Source organism: Gordonia sp. GONU, assembly GCF_024733855.1.
In the GTDB taxonomy this organism is placed as follows: domain Bacteria; phylum Actinomycetota; class Actinomycetes; order Mycobacteriales; family Mycobacteriaceae; genus Gordonia; species Gordonia amicalis.
The window spans coordinates 13,939-32,176 of record NZ_JANRHB010000028.1; the positions used below are offsets into that span (position 1 = coordinate 13,939).

The following is an 18,238-nucleotide window of genomic DNA, read 5'->3' on the forward strand; positions in this document are numbered from 1 at the left end:
CCTCGGCTAGGGTGTCAGCGTGTCTCGACGCGACCCCGGCAACGACGAACCCGCAGGCGAGTTCCCTCATGACCATCACGAGGACTTCAAGACGCGTCATGCTCCGATGCCGATCGAGTTGCCTCTCGACGACGAAGAGGCGTCGACCGATGTCGACCTGAAGACTCAGCTGATCCGGTTCGTGGTCACCGGTGCGGGTTCGGCCGTCCTGGACTTCGCGCTCACACTGTTTCTGCAGTACGTCGTCGGCACCCCCGAGGCCGTCGCCAAGGCAGGCGGCTTCATCCTCGGAACCACCGTCGCGTACCTGATCAACCGGCGCTGGACCTTCCGCGCGGAGCCGAGCGCCGCCCGCTTCATCGCGGTCGTGATCCTCTACCTGGTCACCTTCGTGGTCAACGTCGGTCTCTACAGCTGGTTGTCGTCGCTGTGGGAGGAGACCGCCCTCTACTCGGCGATCGCCTTCGTCATCGCGCAGGGCACGGCGACGGTCATCAACTTCGTGGTCCAGCGGGCGGTCATCTTCAAAATCCGCTGAGGCGGGTGGCGGTCACCGCTGGGCGGATGGCGGTCCGGATTGATGTCGCATGCGAGCTCGCTCCGGCCGCACGACCTCGGCCGACGTCGGACAGACGGATTGATGTCGCACGCGACGTGATTGGACGGCGTCGGGGCCGGGCGGTCGAAAATCTCGTCCACCTCGGGGGCTTCCGAGGGCAATATGCCCTCGGATGGTGCTCACGGGGACGAGATTTTCTGCGGCGGAGCCAACTAGGGCCCTTGAGATTGTCTTCGTGGTCCAGCGGACGGGCATCCTAGAGATCCGCTGATGCGGTTGCCGGCCGCGGGCGGGCGTAGATGTGTCGCACCGGTCAGCAAGTCCGGATTGATGTCGCATGCGACATCGTTCCGGCTGCTCGACCTCGGCCGAAGTCGTACATACGGATCGATGTCGCACGCGACGTCGTTTCGGCGTCTGAACTCCGCGCGTCACGCCCGCTGCGGGACCTCGGGCGGGATCGCGGCGAGAAGACTTCGCGTGTAATCGGTTTCGGGATCGTGCAGGATGCGCGACGCCGGGCCGGTCTCGACGACCTTGCCGTTCTGCATCACCGCGACGGTGTCACTGATCTGCTCGACGACCGCGAGGTCGTGTGCGATGAAGAGGAACGTGAGGCCCTTCTCCTGTTGCAGCCCGGAGAGAAGGCCGAGGACACCGGCCTGCACGGAGACGTCGAGTGACGCGGTCGACTCGTCGAGGATGAGGATCTCCGGCTCGGAGGCCAGGGCTCGCGCGATGCAGACGCGTTGGCGCTGTCCGCCGGACATCTCGTGCGGGTAGCGACCGAGGAACGACGAGTCGAGGCTGACGTCGGCCAGCAACTGCTCTGCACGGCCGCGCATCTCGTCCCGTCCGGAGACCAATCCGTGCGCGCGGAGAGGTTCGGTGATCGACGAGGCCACTGTCATCCGCGGGTCCAGGGAAGCGGTCGGGTCCTGGAAGACCATCGCGACCCGGCGTCGGAGAAGTGCTTCGTCGGTGCCGCGGACACCCACCGCTTCGACCTCGCGGCCGTCGACCGACACCGTCACGCTCCCGGTCACCGTCGTTCCCTGACCGGACTCGATCAGGCCGGTGACGACCCCGGCGACCGTGGACTTCCCCGAACCCGATTCGCCGACGATGCCGAGAGTCCGACCCCGGGCGACCTGTAGGTCCACGCCGTCGATCGCATGCACCACGCTGCGGCCGGTCGGCCCGCGCACCACGTACTCGACGCCGAGTCCGTGGGCCTGCAACGCAGGCGTCTCGTCGATCTGTTTCGTCAGACCCGCACCGGCGTCGCGTTCCTCCACCTTGCTCAACAGCGGTCGCGAATCGAGGAGCTTCTTGCTGTACGCGTCCTGCGGGTCGTCGAAGAGTGCTGCCACATCGCGGCTTTCGACGATCCGTCCCGAACGCATGACCATGACGCGGTCGGCGATGCGGCCGATCACGCCGAGGTCGTGGCTGATCCACACGACGGCCATGCCCCGTTTGCGTTGCAGGTCGGCGACGAGATCGATGATCTGCGCCTGGGTGGTCACGTCGAGCGCGGTGGTGGCCTCGTCGGCGATGAGCAGTTCGGGGTCGCAGGCGAGTGCGATCGCGATCATCACCCGCTGGCGCTGTCCGCCCGACAGTTGGTGCGGGTATGCGCCCAAACGGCTTTCGGGGTCGGGGAGGTTCACATCGCGCAACAGCTGCAGCGCACGCTCGCGCGCCTCGGCGCGGTTGAGCCCGAGGTGTCGGCGTGGTCCCTCGGCGAGTTGCTGCTCGATGGTGAGCAGCGGATTGAGACTCAACGACGGGTCCTGGAAGACGAAACCGACGCGCGTCCCGTGGAGGGCACGAAGCGTCGACGGGGTGGCGCCGACGATCTCGGTACGGCCGAGAAGTGCCGACCCGCGCACGTAGGCACTGGGAGCGTCGAACAGGCCCGTCGCCGACAACACACTCAACGACTTGCCCGAACCGCTCTCGCCGACGATGCCGAGCGTCTCGCCGCGCGCGACCGTGAAACTGATGCCGTGCACGATCTCTCGCGGTCCGACCCCGACGACGAGGTTCTCCACGTCCAGCACCGAATCGTCGGCGACGGCGCGTGCGGGCCTCGGCGTCACCGTCGCGACGGCGACAGACCTGCGGTCGTACCCCCGGTTGCGCAGCAGCGTGCGCTGTCGCGGATCGAGCACATCGCGCACCCCGTCGCCGACCAGGTTGAACGCGAACACGGTGAACAGGATCGCGAGTCCGGGGAACACGCCCATCCACCACGCGGTCGTGATGAATCCCTGCGCATCGAAGAGCATCCGGCCCCACGACGGATCGGGCGGTTGCACACCGAGTCCCAGGAAGGACAGCGCCGCCTCCGACAGGATGGCGAACGCCAGGGAGATGGACGTCTGGACGATCACCGGACCCGAGATGTTCGGCAGCACATGGCTGAACAGGATGCGGGACGTGCGGACCCCCATCGTCCGCGCCGACTGTACGTACTGGGTCTGCCGCACCCGCAACGTGTCCGCACGTGCGACGCGGGCGAAGATCGGGATGTAGACGATGCCGATCGCGATCATCGCCGACGTGACGCCGGGCCCCAGGACCGCGACGATCGCGAGTGCCAGGAGAAGGACCGGGAAAGAGAACACGACGTCGACGATGCGCATGAGGGCGGTGTCGAGCACACCGCCCGCGAAACCCGCCACCATTCCGAGGATCACGCCGACGGTGAGGGAGATGGCGACCGCGATCACGGCCACCCGCAAGCTCACCGACGCCGCGAGCACGACCCGGGAGAAGACGTCACGACCGAGGTCGTCGGTCCCGAACAGGTGCGACCAGCTCGGTGCCTGCAGGGCGTTCGGCACGTCGATCTCGTTGGCGCCGTCGGGCGCGATCAGCGGTCCGAAGACGGCAGCGATCACGACGATCGCGATGATGACCAGCCCGACGACGGACGCCCGGTTGCGGAGCAGCAACCGCCAGGCCGAATCCGTCGCGGGGTCCGGCTCCACAGGCTCGACGACGGCGGAGGACTCGGGAGGTTCGGGTGCGGTGAGGGTCATGACAACCGGATCCTCGGATCGATGACGGCGTAGAGGATGTCCACGAGGAGATTCACGAACAGGAAGATCACCGCGATCAGCAGGATCGCGCCCTGCAGCACCGGATAGTCGCGAGCCGCGACCGAGTCGTAGACCAGCCGTCCCAGACCAGGCCAGGCGAAGACCACCTCGACGACGATGACACCACCGAGGAGTCCCGCCAACTGGATGCCGGAGATGGTGAGGACGGGCACCAGGGCGTTGCGTCCGACGTGGTCCCGCATGATCTTCTTCCTGCTCAGCCCCTTTGATTCCGCGGTGGTGACGAACGGCGTGTTCACGACCTCGAGCACCGAGGACCGGACGTAGCGCGTCATGATCGCGCCGGTGACGACCCCGACCGTGACGGCGGGCAGGACGAGATGCTCGAACCAGCCGAGCGGACCGTCGGCGAAGGGCTGGTAGCCCGCCGACGGCAGCCATCCCAGTGCGGTCGAGAAGAGACCGATCAGCAGGATGCCCATCCAGAAGTCGGGGACCGAGATGCCGAACTGGCTGATGACACGAATGACGTTGTCGGCCAGGCGGCCTTCGCGGAGAGCAGCCCACGAACCCAGTGGGATCGCGATGAGCAGCGCCACGACGATGGCGGCGAGTGCGAGGGTGATGGTCGCCGGTAACCGGTCGAACAGCATCGTCGTGACGGGTTCGCTGTTGCGGAAGCTGACACCGAGATCGCCGGTGAAGGCATTGCCGACGTAGGCGACGAGCTGGTTGGGCAGCGGCTGGTCCAGGCCGGACGCACTGCGCAGCGCCGCATACGATTCCGGTGTGTAGCGAGTGCCGAGCGCGATGCGGACCGGGTCGCCGGGCACGATCTGGATCAGGAAGAACACCGCGACGATCACCCCGAGCAGAACGGCGACCGTGTACGCGAGCCGGATGAGGATGAAGCGCAGCAGCGGGGAACGGATCGCGGTCACGTCAGCTCCTCTCCAGCCGGGCGGACCGGAACCGGACGGCTTTGTCGGACCGGACCGTGTACCCCTGGAGGTTCTTCGAAAACGCTTGCGTGGCAGAGGGGTTGTACAGGTACAGGTAACTCACGTCATCGGCTATCCGGCGGGCGGCGTCCGCGTAGACAGCCTTGCGGGCTGGGACGTCGAGCTCGGTACGTCCCCGGTCGAGCAGTGCGTCCACCTGAAAGTTCGAATACTTCTGCGCGTTCGACGTGCCCTTCGAATGATGCTGTGCGTAGTAGAAGTCGTCGGGATCGATGTTGCCGAGCCAGCCGAGCAGCAGGGCGTCGAAGTCGCCGGAGGCCTGGCGGTCGAGCCAGGCACCGAAGTCGAGTTGCTCGATCTTGACGGTGACGCCGATGTCCTCGAGGTTCGACGCGATGACCTGCGCGGCGGTCACGGTCTCGGGATACTCGGTGGTGACCATGAGCCGCATGTCCATCGACCCGATACCCGCCTGGCGCAACAGGTCTTTCGCCTTGTCGACGGCCTGAGCACGGTCGAGGCCCGCGGTGTAGCGGTCGTAGGGCGCGAACCACGGACTGGTCGACGGGATCGCGAGTTCGTTGGGTGTCGCGGTGCCGTACCCGACGACCTGCGCGATCGACCGGCGGTCGATGGCGTAGGCGACGGCCTGACGGACGCGGGTGTCCGCGAAGGGCTTGGCGTCGAAGTTCATCGTGATGTACCAGTAGTCGTTCGCCACCACGGTGCCCACCTCGAGCGTGTCGTCCCGCGACAAGATACTCAGCTGTTGTGCGGGAATCGCGTCCGTCCAGTCGATCTCGCCGGAGCGGAGTGCCGACACCGCCGTCGTCCCCTGGGAGATGAAGGTGTAGTTCACGCCGTCGATCGCGGGCGGACCGCCCCAATAATCGGGGTTCGACTTCAGCACGATCGACGCGCCGGGGGAGCGGGAGACGAACGAGAACGGGCCGGTGCCCACGGGTTTTGTCGCGATCTCGCCGGATTGGACGTTGCGCCGGTTGACGATCGCCAGTCCTTTGAAGCCGCCGATGTTGGTCAGCAGGTTCGGGGTGGGTTCGCGGACCGTGAATCGTACGCGCCGGTCGTCGAGGGCGGTGATCGACTCGACGGCCTCGAGTTTCCAGGCGTTGGACAGTTCTTCGTCGAGGATGCGACGGAACGAGGACTCGACATCGGCGGCCGTCAGGGGATCGCCGTTGTGGAACGTGACCCCCGGTCGCAACAGGAACGTCCACTGTCGGGCGTCGGGGCTGACGTCCCAGCTCTGCGCGAGAGCCGGCTGCATCTGCAGGTTCTCGTCGGGTTCGACGAGGGTGTCGAAGACGTTCTCGAGGACCTCGAAGGTGAAGTACGAGCTGGATTTCTGCGGATCGAGCTGGTCGGGTTCGCCGGCGATGGCCACCCGCAGCGTGTTGGGCGAGACCGACGACCCGCCGCATGCGGCCAGTGCCGACGCGCCGAGGAGCGCGGTACCGGTGACCCCCGCGGCCTTGAAGAAGGTACGCCTGCTCAGGCGAGATGGACGATTCACCCGACCGGCCCCCTGCGTCGACCACGAGGCCGACCCACCGGGTGAATCGGTCATCGCTGTCCTCCCACCCGGTGATCGTGAGTGTTCACTCGCTCGGTCACACCTGGGGTCTGCATTGTCCGTGTTCTGCAGTGTGCCTCAGCGGGAGGACCCGTGCAACCGCGCCGGTCCGGGGTTGACGAACTCAGGGTTCGCGGCGAATAGGGTTGACGACCAATCGAATCAGCCGTTGACCTTCGCGATCACGTTGTCCGCGTACCAGTTCAGGTGATCGATCTTGGTCTGGAGTGGCTCGGTGTCCTGACCCATCACATAGGGCAGGCGGAAACCGACGATCACATCGGTGATTCCCTTGTCCTCCAGACGTTTACAGCCATCAACGGTGTATGCGTCCATCGAGATCACGTGGATCTCGAACGGATCGTCGATCTTGCCCTCGGCCTTGCGGATCTCGTTGATGCGGTCCAGGAGGGCATCGAGTTCCTCCGGCGGGCCGCCGCCGTGCATCCAGCCGTCGCCGCGGATCACTGCGCGACGGAGCGCGGCATCGGCGTGACCGCCCACCAGCAGCGGGATCGGCTCGGTGGGGGCGGGCGTCATCTTGATCTTCGGGATGTCGTAGAACTCGCCGTGGAACTCGAAGTACTCGCCCGTGGTGAGTCCGCGGATGATGTCCATGCATTCGTCCATGCGCTTGCCGCGGCGACGGAAGTCGACGCCCATGAAGTCGTAGTCCTCGGGCCACGGACTCGTGCCGACGCCGAGCGCGAGGCGATTGCCGGTGAGGTACGCGACCGAACTCGCCTGCTTGGCGACCAGGGCCGGCGGCCGGACGGGGAGTTTGAGCACGAACGGGGTGAACCGGATGGTCGAGGTGACCGCGCCCAGTGCGGCGGCCTGGATGAAGGTCTCGATGAACGCCTTACCGTCGAGGAACTCGCGGTTGCCGTCGGGTGTGTACGGATACTTGGCGTCCGATTCCTCGGGGTAGGCGAGGGAGTCGGGAATGGTGAAGCCGGCGTAGCCCGCTTTCTCCGCGGCCTGCGCGAGCGGCGCGTAGTACGACGGATCGGTCATGGCCTCGGCGAAGGTGAACCGCATCTTGCTCCTCGGGACGTGCAGACGGAACTCTCCCCACAGTAGAACACGTTCTAATTCGGTGGCGAAGGTTTGCACTCCCGCGCAGTTCAGGAGGGTTGGACGCCGCGCTCCCGCAGTCCGTTGAGCGGATTGTTCTCCCGTGCACCCGGACCGGGGTGGACGCGGAGGTCGGCCAGTTCGACCCGCTCCCCGCAGGCCGAGCAATGTGGCTCGACGGTCATCGTGCTGCCGCAGCTGTGGGTGGACTCCACGGGCGGACCGCCGTCGGTGGCCCACTTGTCGCCCCACTGCCGCAGTGCGGTGATCACCGTCCAGAGGTCACGCCCCTTGTCGGTGAGGCGGTAGTCGTAGCGGACCGGATTGTCCTGGTAGGGCTCTTTGGTCATCACCCCGTGGTCGACGAGGGTGTCCAGTCGCTGGGTCAGGACGTTGCGTGCGATTCCGAGCCGCATGGAGAACTCGTCGAATCGCGTCACGCCGAAGAGTGCGTCTCGAACGATCAGCAGCGTCCACCATTCGCCGACGATCTCCAGGCTCTGGGCGACCGAGCAGTTCATGTCGGTGAAAGAGGCGCGACGCATGTCCCCGACGATAGTGGGTTGCGTGAAGCAACTCAACCTGCTTGCATGAGTTGCATGAAACAACTCAGCAGGCAGCGCGATGCTGTCGATGGATTGGCAGAAGAATTCGGGGCACTACGAGTCGGCCGCGGGAAGTAGGCGGCGACGATCGACCGGAGCTGGTGGGGATGGTCGGGCCCGTTCGGCGGTGCGATCGTCGCGCTGGCGGTGCGCGTCGCGGCCGACGCGGTCCCGGGGGCGTCGGTCCGGACGGTGGACCTGCGGTTCGTCGGCAAACCGGCCGGCGGTGAGATTCTCCTGACGTCATCGGTGCGCGAGGTCGGACGTCACACGCGGATCGTCGACGTTGCCGTGACCCAGGGAACCGCCGAGATCGGGGTCGCATCGGTGACGGCGGGACGGGTCGGCGAGGCCGATGACGGCGACATCGTCGACGTCGCGGAGCTCGTGCCGGGTCCGGAGGAGCTCGCGCAGTTCAGCATCCCGCCGGAGATCGTCCCCATGGGCGGTCACCTCGACCTCCGTCCGGTCGACGGTCCGCTACCGCTCACCGGCGCGGACGAGGCGTGGATGCGCGCATGGATCGTCACGCGTACTCCCATGGCGCTCGACGCCGCGTACCTCGGTCTGCTCGCCGATTGTCTGCCGCCCGCCGTCTTCCCCACGTTGGCCGCGCCGCTCGCCATCCCGACCGTCGCCTTCTCCATGCACATCACCGCGCCGCTCGACGACCCCGAACCCGCACCGGTCCTGGTGCACACCCGCAACATCTCGACCTCGGGCGGCTGGTCCGTCGACGACACCACCCTCCGTGACCGCGGCGGCCGGCTCCTCGCCTCCGCCCGCCAGAGTCGCCGCGTCGTCGGGTGGTCCGCCCGATGACCACCACACCGACCGAAACCAGTTCGCCCGCTGCGTCATCGACTCTCGCCCGGCCCGGGCTCACACTCCTCATCTTGTCCGGCGCCGCGTTCATGGCCAGCCTGGACGTGTTCATCGTCAATGTCGCCTTCGTCAACATCAGTTCGGACTTCGACGGCTCGACCCTTTCCCAGATGTCCTGGGTCCTCAACGCCTACGCGATTCTCTATGCGGCGCTACTCGTTCCGGCGGGGCGGATCGTCGACCGTTACGGGCGTAAGGGTGGCTTTCTGTTCGGTCTCGCACTCTTCACGGTCGCGAGTGCGGCGTGCGCTGCGGCTCAGGGTGTTTGGTGGCTGGTCGCGTTCCGTGCGCTGCAGGCCGTCGGTGCGGCGATCCTGACGCCGGCCAGTCTCGGACTGGTGGTGTCGACGCTGCCGCCGGAGCGTCGTGCCCGTGGGGTGAAGATCTGGGCGGCGACCGGCGCGCTCGCCGCCGCGTTCGGCCCGGCGGTCGGTGGTGTCCTGGTCGAGGCGTCGTGGCGGTGGGTGTTCCTGGTGAACATCCCGGTGGGCATCGCGGCACTGGTCGCGGGTGCGATCATCCTCGTGCGCTCCCGAAACGACGCCGTGACAGCGTTTCCCGACGCACTGGGGGCTGCGCTGCTGGTGGTCTCGGTGGGTGCGTTGACCCTGGGCCTGGTTCAGGGCAGTGACTGGGGATGGTCGGACCCCCGGATCGCCGGCGCGTGGATCGTGGCGCTGGTGGCGTTCGCCGGGTTCGTGTTGAGTTCACGACGCCACGCCGAACCGGTCATCGACCCGGCACTGCTCCGGATTCGCACGTTCTCCTCCGCCAACATCGCCATGCTGCTCTTCTCGATCCCGTTCGCCGGCGCCCTGCTCGCCAACATCCTGTGGCTGCAACAGGTCTGGGGATTCTCGGCGATCGCCACCGGGCTGGCCGTGTCCACCGGACCGCTGATGGTCCCGATCTTCGCCGCCGTCGCCGACCGCCTGAGCTCACGGGTCCCGGTGGGTGTCATCGTGGCCGCCGGGTGCGTCCTGTTCGCCGTCGGGATCGGGATGGTCGCGCTGTCGGTCGACGCCACTCCGGATTTTGCGACCGAGATGCTACCGGGCTGGCTCATCGGCGGCGTCGGTGTCGGGTTCGCGCTCCCGTCGATCCTGTCCTCCGCGACCGCCGATCTACCGGCACATCAGGCGGCCACCGGTAGTGCGGTCGTCAACATGAGCCGTCAGCTCGGGATGTCGTTGGGAGTCAGCCTGTTCGTCGCGATCGTCGGAACCGCGGTGAACTACGACGACCTACACGACGCCTTCGTGTCGGCGTGGTGGGTGCTCGCTGCGATCGGGGTGGTCGGTGGGGTGGTCGCGCTCGGCACGACCCCGCGTGCCGGTCGCTGATTTCCCGCGCTCCCTGAGGTGCGAGGAGCGATAGCGACGAGCCTCGAAGGGCTGGTGAGATGAAGTCGCTGGCCCTTAGTGGCTCGATTCGCTCACACCTCAGGGAGCAGGGGATGTCGAGGCGTGGCTCAGGGACGCGTGAACCGCTCGCGCCGGCCCAGCCCCCGGAGTCGCACCCACTCGGCGAACCCCTTCGGATCACGTTGCTGCACAAGGAAGAACCAGCCGAAGCGGGCGTATTCCTGGGGGAGCAGCCTGCGCATGCCGGGCTGGCTCATCAGGTAACCGCGGTTGCGGTACGTGAAGTACCGCTTCACCGCGTTGTCTGGGTACTGGGTGTGCATGCGGCCGCCCAGGATCGGGCGGAACTCGGCGGAACCGTCCGGATGCAGATAGCCGGCGCGCAGGCAGGTCCCGAACTTCACACCGGAACGCACCAGGCGCCGGTGCACCTCGACCTCGTCGCCGCGGAAGAAGAGCCGGAGGTCGGGGACGCCGACCTGCTCGAGGCACTCCGCCGAGAACAGAGCGCCATTGAACAGCGAGGCGATGCCGGGCAACAGATCGTCCTCTTGCGCTTCACCGTCGGCAACATTCGACCCGCTCGCTCCGCTCCCGGCGTCGGAAAAGAGCTCAGAACGCTTGCGGCGCCACACGAGTCCGCGGCGCAGCGGGAAGGCGAGGGTGTCGGGATCGTCGAGGTTGGCGACGACCGGTGACACCTCGTCGAGGTCGTGACGCTTCGCGCAGTCGAGCAGCGTCGAGAGCACCGCCGGCCCGTCGGGCCGCCCGTCGTCGTCGGCGCACCAGACCCAGTCGGCGCCGAGAGCGAGTGCGTGGAGCATACCCAGCGCGAAGCCGCCAGCGCCGCCGAGGTTGCGCTGCGAACCGAGATAGGTGGTGGGAACCGGCTGAGCCGCAACGAGTTCGGCGACCTCGGGTTCGTCGGCGTTGTCGACGACGATGAGGTGATCGACGGGCCGGTCCTGTCCGGACACCACGGCCAGGGATTCGGCGAGCAGTTCGACGCGGCGGTGGGTCACCACCACCGCGATCACCGTCTCCGGCCGGACCTGGGTCACTGAGCCGTGCCCTCGGCGTCGGCCTTGACCTGCGCGATCACCTCGCGGACGTGAGCCGCGGCCCCCGGGCCCTCGTAGGCGCCGACGACCTCTTCGATGCCGCCTTCCATGCGGACCTCGCCCTTGTCGATCCACAGCGCCCGATCGCAGAGCTGCGCGAGGAACTCGTTGGAGTGGCTGGCGAAGACCAGGATTCCGGAGCGTTCGACGAGCGACTGCAGACGACCGCGGGCCTTGCGCATGAAGTCGGCGTCGACTGCGCCGATGCCCTCGTCGAGGATGAGGATCTCCGGATCGATCGACGTCACGACACCCAGTGCGATGCGTACGCGCATACCCGTGGAGTAGGTCCGCAGCGGCATCTGCAGATAGTCGCCGAGCTCGGTGAACTCTGCGATGTCGTCGATCTTCTTCAGCATCTCCTTGCGGGTCATGCCGAGGAACATGCCGCGGATGATGATGTTCTCGTAGCCGGAGATCTCCGGGTCCATGCCGACGCCGAGATCGAAGACCGGAGCCACGCGGCCATGCACCCGGCACGCCCCACGGGTGGGTTCGTAGATGCCCGACAGCAGACGCAGCAGCGTCGACTTGCCGGCACCGTTGTGACCGACCAGCCCGATGCGGTCGCCGTGCTTGAGGTGCAGATTGATGTTCTTGAGCGCCTCGACGACCACCACGTTCGACGCGTTGGAGCCGATCACGCCGCCCGCCGCACCGAGCACCGACTTCTTCAGCGAACGCGTCTTGGCGTCGAAGATCGGGAAGTCGACGCACGCGTCCCACGTGTCGACGCGGACCCGGTTGTCCCCGAGGTTGTTGTTTCTGGCCATCAGTCTCGTCCCTACACCCAGTACGCCACGCGGGCGCGGTAGTTGCGCATCACCAGCATGCCCAGAATCCAGCCGACCGCGGTGCAGCCCAGCACAACGGCCCAGTGGTAGAACTCCACCGGCTCGCCGAGCAGCGGTCCGCGCGCGATCTCCAGGTAGTGGAACATCGGGTTCAGCTCGACGAGCTTCAACCGCGACGACGTCTCGCCCGTCGCGCTCCCCAGGCTGGACGTGGTCCAGATGATCGGCGTCATGAAGAACACCAGCTGGACCACCGTGGTGAGGAGCTGGCCGATGTCGCGGAACCGCGTCGACAGGATGCCGAAGACGATGGACACCCAGATCGCGTTGAGCACGTAGAGGCCGATGGCGGGGATCACCAGCAGCACGGTCCAGTCGAGGGGCGGCGGGAAGATCAGGAAGATCAGGACGATGATCACCACGTTGTGCGCGAAGATGATCAACGCCCGCCACACGACGCGGTAGACGTGCACGCTGACCGGCGCCGGCAGCTGCTTGATCAGCCCCTCGTTCTTCGAGAAGACCTCCGCACCGTCGAGGATCGAGCTCTGGATGAAGTTCCAGAAGATGAACCCGAGCGCGACGTACGGCAGGAACACCTTGATGTCCATGCCGAACAGTTCGCCGTAGAGCAGTCCCATCGCGATCGCGGTGACGCCGGTCGCGATGACGATCCAGAGTGGTCCGAGCACCGAGCGGCGGTACCGCTGTTTGATGTCCTGCCACCCCAGGTGAAGCCACAGTTCGCGGCTGGCGAGGCCGTCACGGAGGTCCTTGACGCCGCGCGCGAACGTGCGTGACTCAGAACTCTCGGGACGCGCGGGTATCGCGTCGTCGTCTACTACCGCTGACACGAGGAGTCAGCGTACCCGCGATAGGAGTCGACCGGTTCAGAGGTACTGGCCTCAGAGGTACTGTCCGGGGCTGTTGCTGTGCGCTCCGCCGGGTGCGGGCATGCCCGGTGGCAGTGCGCCCTGTCGCATCTGCTCGAGCTGGGCGCGCGCGGCCATCTGCTGGGCGAACAGCGCCGTCTGGATGCCGTGGAACAGTCCTTCGAGCCAGCCGACGAGCTGGGCCTGCGCGATCCGTAGCTCGGCATCCGACGGCGTCCCCTCGTCGGAGAACGGGAGCGCGAGCCGCTCGAGCTCTTCGCGCAGCTCGGGGGCGAGACCGTCCTCGAGTTCGCGGATGGACGACTGGTGGATCTCACGCAGCCGGTTCCGCGACGCGTCGTCGAGCGGAGCGGCACGCACCTCCTCGAGCAGCTGCTTGATCATCGTGCCGATGCGCATGACCTTGGCGGGCTGCTCGACCATGTCGGCGAGGCTCGACGACTCCGACGTCTCGTCGTCGGGTTTCGACTCGTCCACGCCTGCGCCCACGACGATCACGTCGTCGGAGCCGCCGGCGCCAAAGGGGCGGCCGGGCATCGAACCGGGTCCTGGGGTGCCATCCGTTGCCATGGTCTCCATTGTGCCCATTCGCCCCGACCGGGACCTCTCGGGCACGCCGATCGTTCGAGTCCCTGCACTTGACGGACGCGATGATCGGCCCGACGACGGGCGTCTATCCTCGTGCCATGCCTTTCGACGTCGCCTATGTGCGTGGATTGATTCCATCGCTGGGCGACGGCTGGATTCACCTCGACCCCCAGGCGGGGATGCAGGTCCCGGATTCGGTCGCCACCGCGGTGACCACCAGCTTCCGGCATCTGGCCGCGGCTCCCGGCGGGGTGTACCCGTCGGCCCGTGCCACCGCGGAGGTCACCGACAGCGCCCGCCGCGCGATCGCCGACCTCGTCGGTGGCGACGCCGCGGGAGTGGTCATCGGACCGTCGCGCTACTCCCTGCTGGCCTGCCTGGCCGAGGCCCTCTCACCGCACGCGTTCCTGCGCGGCGACGTGGTGGTGACCCGGCAGGACGACGAGCCGAACATCGTCCCGTGGGTACGGGCCGCCGAACGGTATGCCGGCCGCATCCGGTGGGCCGAGGTGGACGTGGAGACCGGCGCCCTGCCCGCGTGGCAGTTCGGCGACCTCATCACGCCCGAGACCGAGGTCGTCGCGGTGACCCTGGCCTCGTCGACGACCGGGGCGATCACTGACATCGGCGAGATCACGCCGCTGGTCCGCGGTGCGGGCGCGCTCTTCGTCGTCGACGCCACCAACGCCGCTCCCTACCTGTCCTTGGACATCCATGAGCTGGGCGCCGACGTGCTCGTGGTGTCCGCCGAGCGCTGGGGCGGTCCGCGGATGTCGGCGATGGTGTTCCGCGAACCCCACGTCATCGACCGCCTGCGACTGATGTCGATGGATCCCGGTGCCAAGGGCCCGGCCCGGCTCGAACCCGAACCGCATCAGGGGTCGATGCTGGCCGGTCTGGTGGCCTCGGTCGAACACATCGCCGGGCTGGACGAGGACGGTATCGGGAAACGCCGCCGGCGCCTGGTCACCTCGCTCGACGGCGTCTACGAGTACCTGCAACGGTTGACCTATTACCTGGTCACGACGTTGACCCAGCTCAACCACGTCAATGTGGTCGGCACGGAGGAGAACCGGGTGCCGCTGGTGAGCTTCACGGTCGACGGCGTCAGTGCCGACAAGGTGGTCCGCCGGCTCGCCGACAACGGCGTGTGCGCGCTCGCCGACGTCCCCAACCGAGCGCTGGTGCGGATGGGTGCCCCGGAGTTCGGGGGTGCTGTCACGGTGGGCCTCGCACCTTATTCGACGCCGTACGAGGTCGACCACCTGGTGCGGACGCTTGGTTCGCTCGCCTGAGCAGAGGACAGTCCGCTACGCACGGTATTCACTATTGCGCGTAGCAAATTAATGCCAGTGTAGGTTGTCCTGTTGTGTCGGGAAAGAAGGAAGATCGAGCCCCGGGTCCTCCGCGGTCACTCACCTCAGCCGAGGCCGAGAGCTGGCTCAACCTCGTCGACGGGGGGTGGGCGCTGTTCGCGCGCGTCAACGACGAGTTCGTGAAGCGTGGGCTGTCGCTGTCGGACCTCCGCATCCTGGAGGCGATCGAGTTGTCGCCGAAGCTGGGGGTCAGTGAGGTCGCAGACGCCGTGCACATGCGCGTGAGCACGGTGTCGCGCATGATCGCGCGGCTCAGCGAGGTCGGCGACGTCGAACGTCTCGAATCCAAGACCGACGGCCGGCATCGACTCGTCCAGCTGACCGACCGGGGCCGCCAGACGCTCGCCGCCCACGTCCACCTCCGCGACCGGGTCATCCGGAAGTTCGTCGTCGACGCGATGAGTCCCGAAGAGTTCGCCGCGCTGGGGACGGCCTTCCGCAAGATCAGGGCGGCGGTCGACGCCCCCGACGAGGAGTCCGCGCCGGGGGCGATCTGACCTATCCGACCGTCAGCAGCACCTTCCCGATGGCGTCACCGCTGTTGAGGTGGTCGTGTGCGGCAGCCGCGTCGGCGAGCGGGAAGGTGCGGTCGACGACCGGCTTGACCTTCCCGTCCTCGATCAACGGCCACGTGCGGGCCACCGTCGCCGCCACCACGTGGGCCTTGCCACCCTGACCGTGAACCGGGCGGGCGCGCAGCGTGGTGCCCATCACCGACAGGCGTTTGGCGAGCAGCAGGCCGATGGGGAGTTCGGCCTTCGTGCCGCCCTGCATCCCGATGATCACGAGACGACCGTCGGTGCTCAGTGCCTTGAGGTTCGACGACAGGTACTTGGCGCCGATGATGTCGAGGATGACGTCGGCGCCGCCGTTGTCCTTCAGGATTTGCGCGAAATCGTCACGCGTGTAGTCGATCAGGATCTCGGCGCCGTATTCGCGGCACCGGTCCAGCTTGGCCTGGGTGCGGGCGGTGACCGCGACCCGGGCGCCCATCGCATGCGCGACCTGCGTCGCGTGGGTGCCGATGCCGCTCGACCCGCCATGGACGAGGAGCAGTTCGCCCGTGCTCAGGTGCGCGGTGTCGAAGACATTCGACGACACGGTGCACGCGACCTCGGGCAGCGCGGCCGCCGACACCAGGTCGACGCCCCGCGGAACCTGCATGACCTGCTCGGCGGGAACCGCGACCTTCTCCGCGTAGCCGCCACCGGCCAGGAGTGCGCACACCTCGTCGCCCACCGCCCAGCCGGCCACCTGGTCACCCAGTGCGGAGATCCGGCCGGACACCTCGAGGCCGAGCGTCTCCGACGCACCCGGCGGCGGCGGGTAGTTGCCGGCCCGCTGGAGGATGTCGGCACGGTTGACACCGGCCGCCACCACGTCGATCACCACCTCACCGGCAGCCGGTGACGGATCGGGCACGTCCTGCACGGACAGGTTCTCGGATTCGACGACGATGGCTTTCACCCTGTCGATGGTTCCACAGCGACGTGATCGTCCGCGGGAATCGGGTCGGGCCTGTCATGTTGCGCGGGAGAGCCTCACGTACTCTTTCCTCTCAGGGAAGCGTGGCAGAGCGGCCGAATGCACTCGCCTTGAAAGCGAGCGTGGGTAAAACCACCGGGGGTTCAAATCCCTCCGCTTCCGCCAAGAGGGCCGATGGGGCGGCGGATTATCATCTTCGCCGTGCAGTACTCGCGTTTCGTGGCCATCGGTGACAGTCAGACAGAGGGTCTGGGAGACCCTCACCCGGAGTGGGAGTTCCGCGGCTGGGCCGACCGCCTCGCCGAGCGGATGGCGGCGTTCAACCCGGATCTGCAGTACGCCAACCTGGCCATCCGCGGGAAACGCACGCGGCAGGTTCTCGAAGATCAACTCGAGCCGGCGCTGGCCCTGCGACCGGACCTCATCGCCGCACCGCTCGGCATGAACGACGTGATCGGCCGCTCCGACCTCACCCAGGTGCACGAAGACCTCGACACGATCTATCGCCGGCTCGCGGATTCAGGCGCCACGGTCATCGTGTCGACCTTCCCGAACATCGTCCGCACCATCCCGTTCGCCGCCCGCAAGGAAGCCCGGCTGCTGGAGCTCAACGAGATGAATCGCGGGTTCGCCGCGACCTACGGCTTTCTCCTCGTCGACCTCCATGCTGCACCGGTGCTGACCGATCCGCGGTCGTGGTCGTCGGACCGCCTGCACGCCTCGCCGTTCGGACATGAGCGGTTCGCCGACGCTGCCGCGCACGCCCTCGGTCTGCCCGACAGCACCGCAGACTGGGGCAGCCCACTGCCACCCGCTCGGGCACCGCACCGGGTGGCCGCCCTGGCCGGTGACACCCGGTGGGCGGTGGAGTTCTTCACGCCATGGCTGATCCGCAAGTTCCGCGGGGTCTCCCTCGGCGACGGCCGTGAACCCAAACGGCCGTCACTGACCCCGATGAACGTTCGCGATGTCTGAGGGCGGGAGAGTGTGCGACACCGGCCTGACCGTTGCGTCGTTCAACGTCAACGGGATTCGGGCGGCACGGCGCCGCGGGTTCGACGACTGGCTGATCCGGCGGAACCCGGACGTGGCCGGCCTACAGGAACTGCGGTGCGGTGCCGACGACGTCGGGGAGTTCGCCGGTTACACCGCAGCGATCGACGTCGGCACGATCCCGGGACGAAACGGGGTGGCGATCCTGACGCGCACGGCACCTGCCGCGGTGCGCACCTGGCTGACCCATCCGCCGAAGGCACGCGGGCTGAACGCTTTCGCACACGAGGGGCGGTACGTCGAGGTCGATCTGGCCGACCGGCCGCTGACCGTCGCCAACATCTACCTACCCAAGGGAGGTCTGCCCGCGGAGTTGCAGCGGCCCGGCTCGATGCGGGAGAAGCCCGACGGTGGCGCCAAACATGCACGCAAGCAACGGTTCCTGGCGGGGTTCGCCCGCGAACTGCAGCGCAACCGGCTCGCGGCACAACGCGCCGGGCGGGAGTTCCTGCTACTCGGTGACCTCAACGTCGCCCATCTCGAACACGACGTCACCAACTGGCGCGCCGCTCGCAAGATGGAGGGCTTCCTGCCCGAGGAGCGGGAGTGGTTCGGTGAGATCACCGGTCCGCGCCGCCTCGTCGACGTGGTGCGTGCGCTGCACGGCGACCGACCGGGGCCGCTGACCTGGTGGAGCTGGGCGGGGGAGTCCTTCGTCAAGGACGTCGGCTGGCGGATCGACCACCACCTCGCGACACCCGGACTCGCGCGTCGGGCGCAGCGGGTCGAGGTCGACAAGGAACCCGCGCCCGAACTGCGGCTGTCGGATCACGCGCCGCTCGTCGTCGAATACGCCGAGTGACTCTGCGAG

At 67.3% G+C, this 18,238-nt stretch carries 17 protein-coding genes and 1 tRNA gene; 8 read left to right on the forward strand and 10 right to left on the reverse strand.

The features are described 5' to 3' along the window. Nucleotides 1-19: 19 nt before the first annotated feature. Nucleotides 20-538: a GtrA family protein gene (locus NWF34_RS19565; RefSeq protein ID WP_258325866.1), complete on the forward strand. Its 519-nt coding sequence runs from the start codon at nucleotides 20-22 to the stop codon at nucleotides 536-538. A 452-nt stretch (nucleotides 539-990) separates the two neighbouring features. Here NWF34_RS19565 and NWF34_RS19570 read toward each other — a convergent pair whose 3' ends face one another. From NWF34_RS19570 to NWF34_RS19590, 5 genes are all read right to left on the reverse strand, one after another. Next, nucleotides 991-3,609, reverse strand: a complete 2,619-nt coding sequence (locus tag NWF34_RS19570; RefSeq protein WP_258325867.1) for a dipeptide ABC transporter ATP-binding protein — start codon at nucleotides 3,607-3,609, stop codon at nucleotides 991-993. Next, nucleotides 3,606-4,571: an ABC transporter permease gene (locus NWF34_RS19575; protein ID WP_258325868.1), complete on the reverse strand. Its 966-nt coding sequence runs from the start codon at nucleotides 4,569-4,571 to the stop codon at nucleotides 3,606-3,608. Before NWF34_RS19575 ends, NWF34_RS19570 begins: the two co-directional genes overlap by 4 nt. A 1-nt stretch (nucleotide 4,572) precedes the next feature. Further along, entirely contained in the window at nucleotides 4,573-6,180 is a 1,608-nt protein-coding gene (locus NWF34_RS19580) for an ABC transporter substrate-binding protein (protein ID WP_258325869.1), read from the reverse strand. Nucleotides 6,181-6,348: 168 nt separating this feature from the next. Then, the gene (locus NWF34_RS19585; RefSeq protein ID WP_024498776.1) at nucleotides 6,349-7,227 is read right to left on the reverse strand and encodes a TIGR03619 family F420-dependent LLM class oxidoreductase; all 879 of its coding nucleotides are present in this window, start codon (nucleotides 7,225-7,227) and stop codon (nucleotides 6,349-6,351) included. Between the two features lie 86 nt (nucleotides 7,228-7,313). Then, entirely contained in the window at nucleotides 7,314-7,808 is a 495-nt protein-coding gene (locus tag NWF34_RS19590) for a helix-turn-helix domain-containing protein (protein WP_024498775.1), read from the reverse strand. Between the two features lie 147 nt (nucleotides 7,809-7,955). Between NWF34_RS19590 and NWF34_RS19595 the strand changes: the two genes are divergently transcribed. Together NWF34_RS19595 and NWF34_RS19600 are read left to right on the forward strand one after the other, a co-directional pair. Further along, entirely contained in the window at nucleotides 7,956-8,690 is a 735-nt protein-coding gene (locus NWF34_RS19595) for an acyl-CoA thioesterase II (RefSeq protein ID WP_258325902.1), read from the forward strand. Next, entirely contained in the window at nucleotides 8,687-10,096 is a 1,410-nt protein-coding gene (locus NWF34_RS19600; protein WP_258325870.1) for a DHA2 family efflux MFS transporter permease subunit, read from the forward strand. Before NWF34_RS19595 ends, NWF34_RS19600 begins: the two co-directional genes overlap by 4 nt. Before the next feature lie 128 nt (nucleotides 10,097-10,224). Here NWF34_RS19600 and NWF34_RS19605 read toward each other — a convergent pair whose 3' ends face one another. The 4 genes from NWF34_RS19605 to NWF34_RS19620 are packed head-to-tail and all read right to left on the reverse strand — an operon-like array spanning nucleotide 10,225 to nucleotide 13,495. Next, nucleotides 10,225-11,178: a glycosyltransferase gene (locus NWF34_RS19605; RefSeq protein WP_258325871.1), complete on the reverse strand. Its 954-nt coding sequence runs from the start codon at nucleotides 11,176-11,178 to the stop codon at nucleotides 10,225-10,227. Then, the gene (locus NWF34_RS19610) at nucleotides 11,175-12,011 is read right to left on the reverse strand and encodes an ABC transporter ATP-binding protein (protein ID WP_006438631.1); all 837 of its coding nucleotides are present in this window, start codon (nucleotides 12,009-12,011) and stop codon (nucleotides 11,175-11,177) included. Before NWF34_RS19610 ends, NWF34_RS19605 begins: the two co-directional genes overlap by 4 nt. A gap of 11 nt (nucleotides 12,012-12,022) precedes the next feature. Next, the gene (locus tag NWF34_RS19615) at nucleotides 12,023-12,886 is read right to left on the reverse strand and encodes an ABC transporter permease (protein ID WP_024498774.1); all 864 of its coding nucleotides are present in this window, start codon (nucleotides 12,884-12,886) and stop codon (nucleotides 12,023-12,025) included. 51 nt (nucleotides 12,887-12,937) lie between these two features. Then, nucleotides 12,938-13,495, reverse strand: coding sequence for a bacterial proteasome activator family protein (locus NWF34_RS19620; protein ID WP_024498773.1), 558 nt, complete (start codon nucleotides 13,493-13,495; stop codon nucleotides 12,938-12,940). 116 nt (nucleotides 13,496-13,611) lie between these two features. Here NWF34_RS19620 and NWF34_RS19625 point away from each other — a divergent pair, with 116 nt between their 5' ends. Continuing rightward, complete coding sequence (locus NWF34_RS19625) at nucleotides 13,612-14,808, forward strand: cysteine desulfurase-like protein (protein WP_006438628.1); 1,197 nt, start codon at nucleotides 13,612-13,614, stop codon at nucleotides 14,806-14,808. Nucleotides 14,809-14,882: 74 nt separating this feature from the next. Then, complete coding sequence (locus NWF34_RS19630) at nucleotides 14,883-15,386, forward strand: MarR family winged helix-turn-helix transcriptional regulator (protein ID WP_006438627.1); 504 nt, start codon at nucleotides 14,883-14,885, stop codon at nucleotides 15,384-15,386. 1 nt (nucleotide 15,387) lies between these two features. On the opposite strand, the gene NWF34_RS19635 is transcribed toward NWF34_RS19630, so the two are convergent. Beyond that, the gene (locus tag NWF34_RS19635; RefSeq protein ID WP_006438626.1) at nucleotides 15,388-16,356 is read right to left on the reverse strand and encodes an NAD(P)H-quinone oxidoreductase; all 969 of its coding nucleotides are present in this window, start codon (nucleotides 16,354-16,356) and stop codon (nucleotides 15,388-15,390) included. A gap of 95 nt (nucleotides 16,357-16,451) precedes the next feature. On the opposite strand from NWF34_RS19635, the gene NWF34_RS19640 reads away from it, so the two are divergent. From NWF34_RS19640 to NWF34_RS19650, 3 genes are all read left to right on the forward strand, one after another. Next, nucleotides 16,452-16,539: transfer RNA gene (locus NWF34_RS19640), tRNA-Ser, on the forward strand. A 9-nt stretch (nucleotides 16,540-16,548) separates the two neighbouring features. After that, on the forward strand, nucleotides 16,549-17,349 hold the full coding sequence (locus NWF34_RS19645) for an SGNH/GDSL hydrolase family protein (RefSeq protein ID WP_006438744.1): 801 nt from the start codon (nucleotides 16,549-16,551) through the stop codon (nucleotides 17,347-17,349). Beyond that, a complete protein-coding gene (locus NWF34_RS19650) occupies nucleotides 17,342-18,229 on the forward strand; it encodes an exodeoxyribonuclease III (protein ID WP_024498771.1) in 888 nt (295 codons plus the stop codon). Before NWF34_RS19645 ends, NWF34_RS19650 begins: the two co-directional genes overlap by 8 nt. Nucleotides 18,230-18,238: the final 9 nt, after the last annotated feature.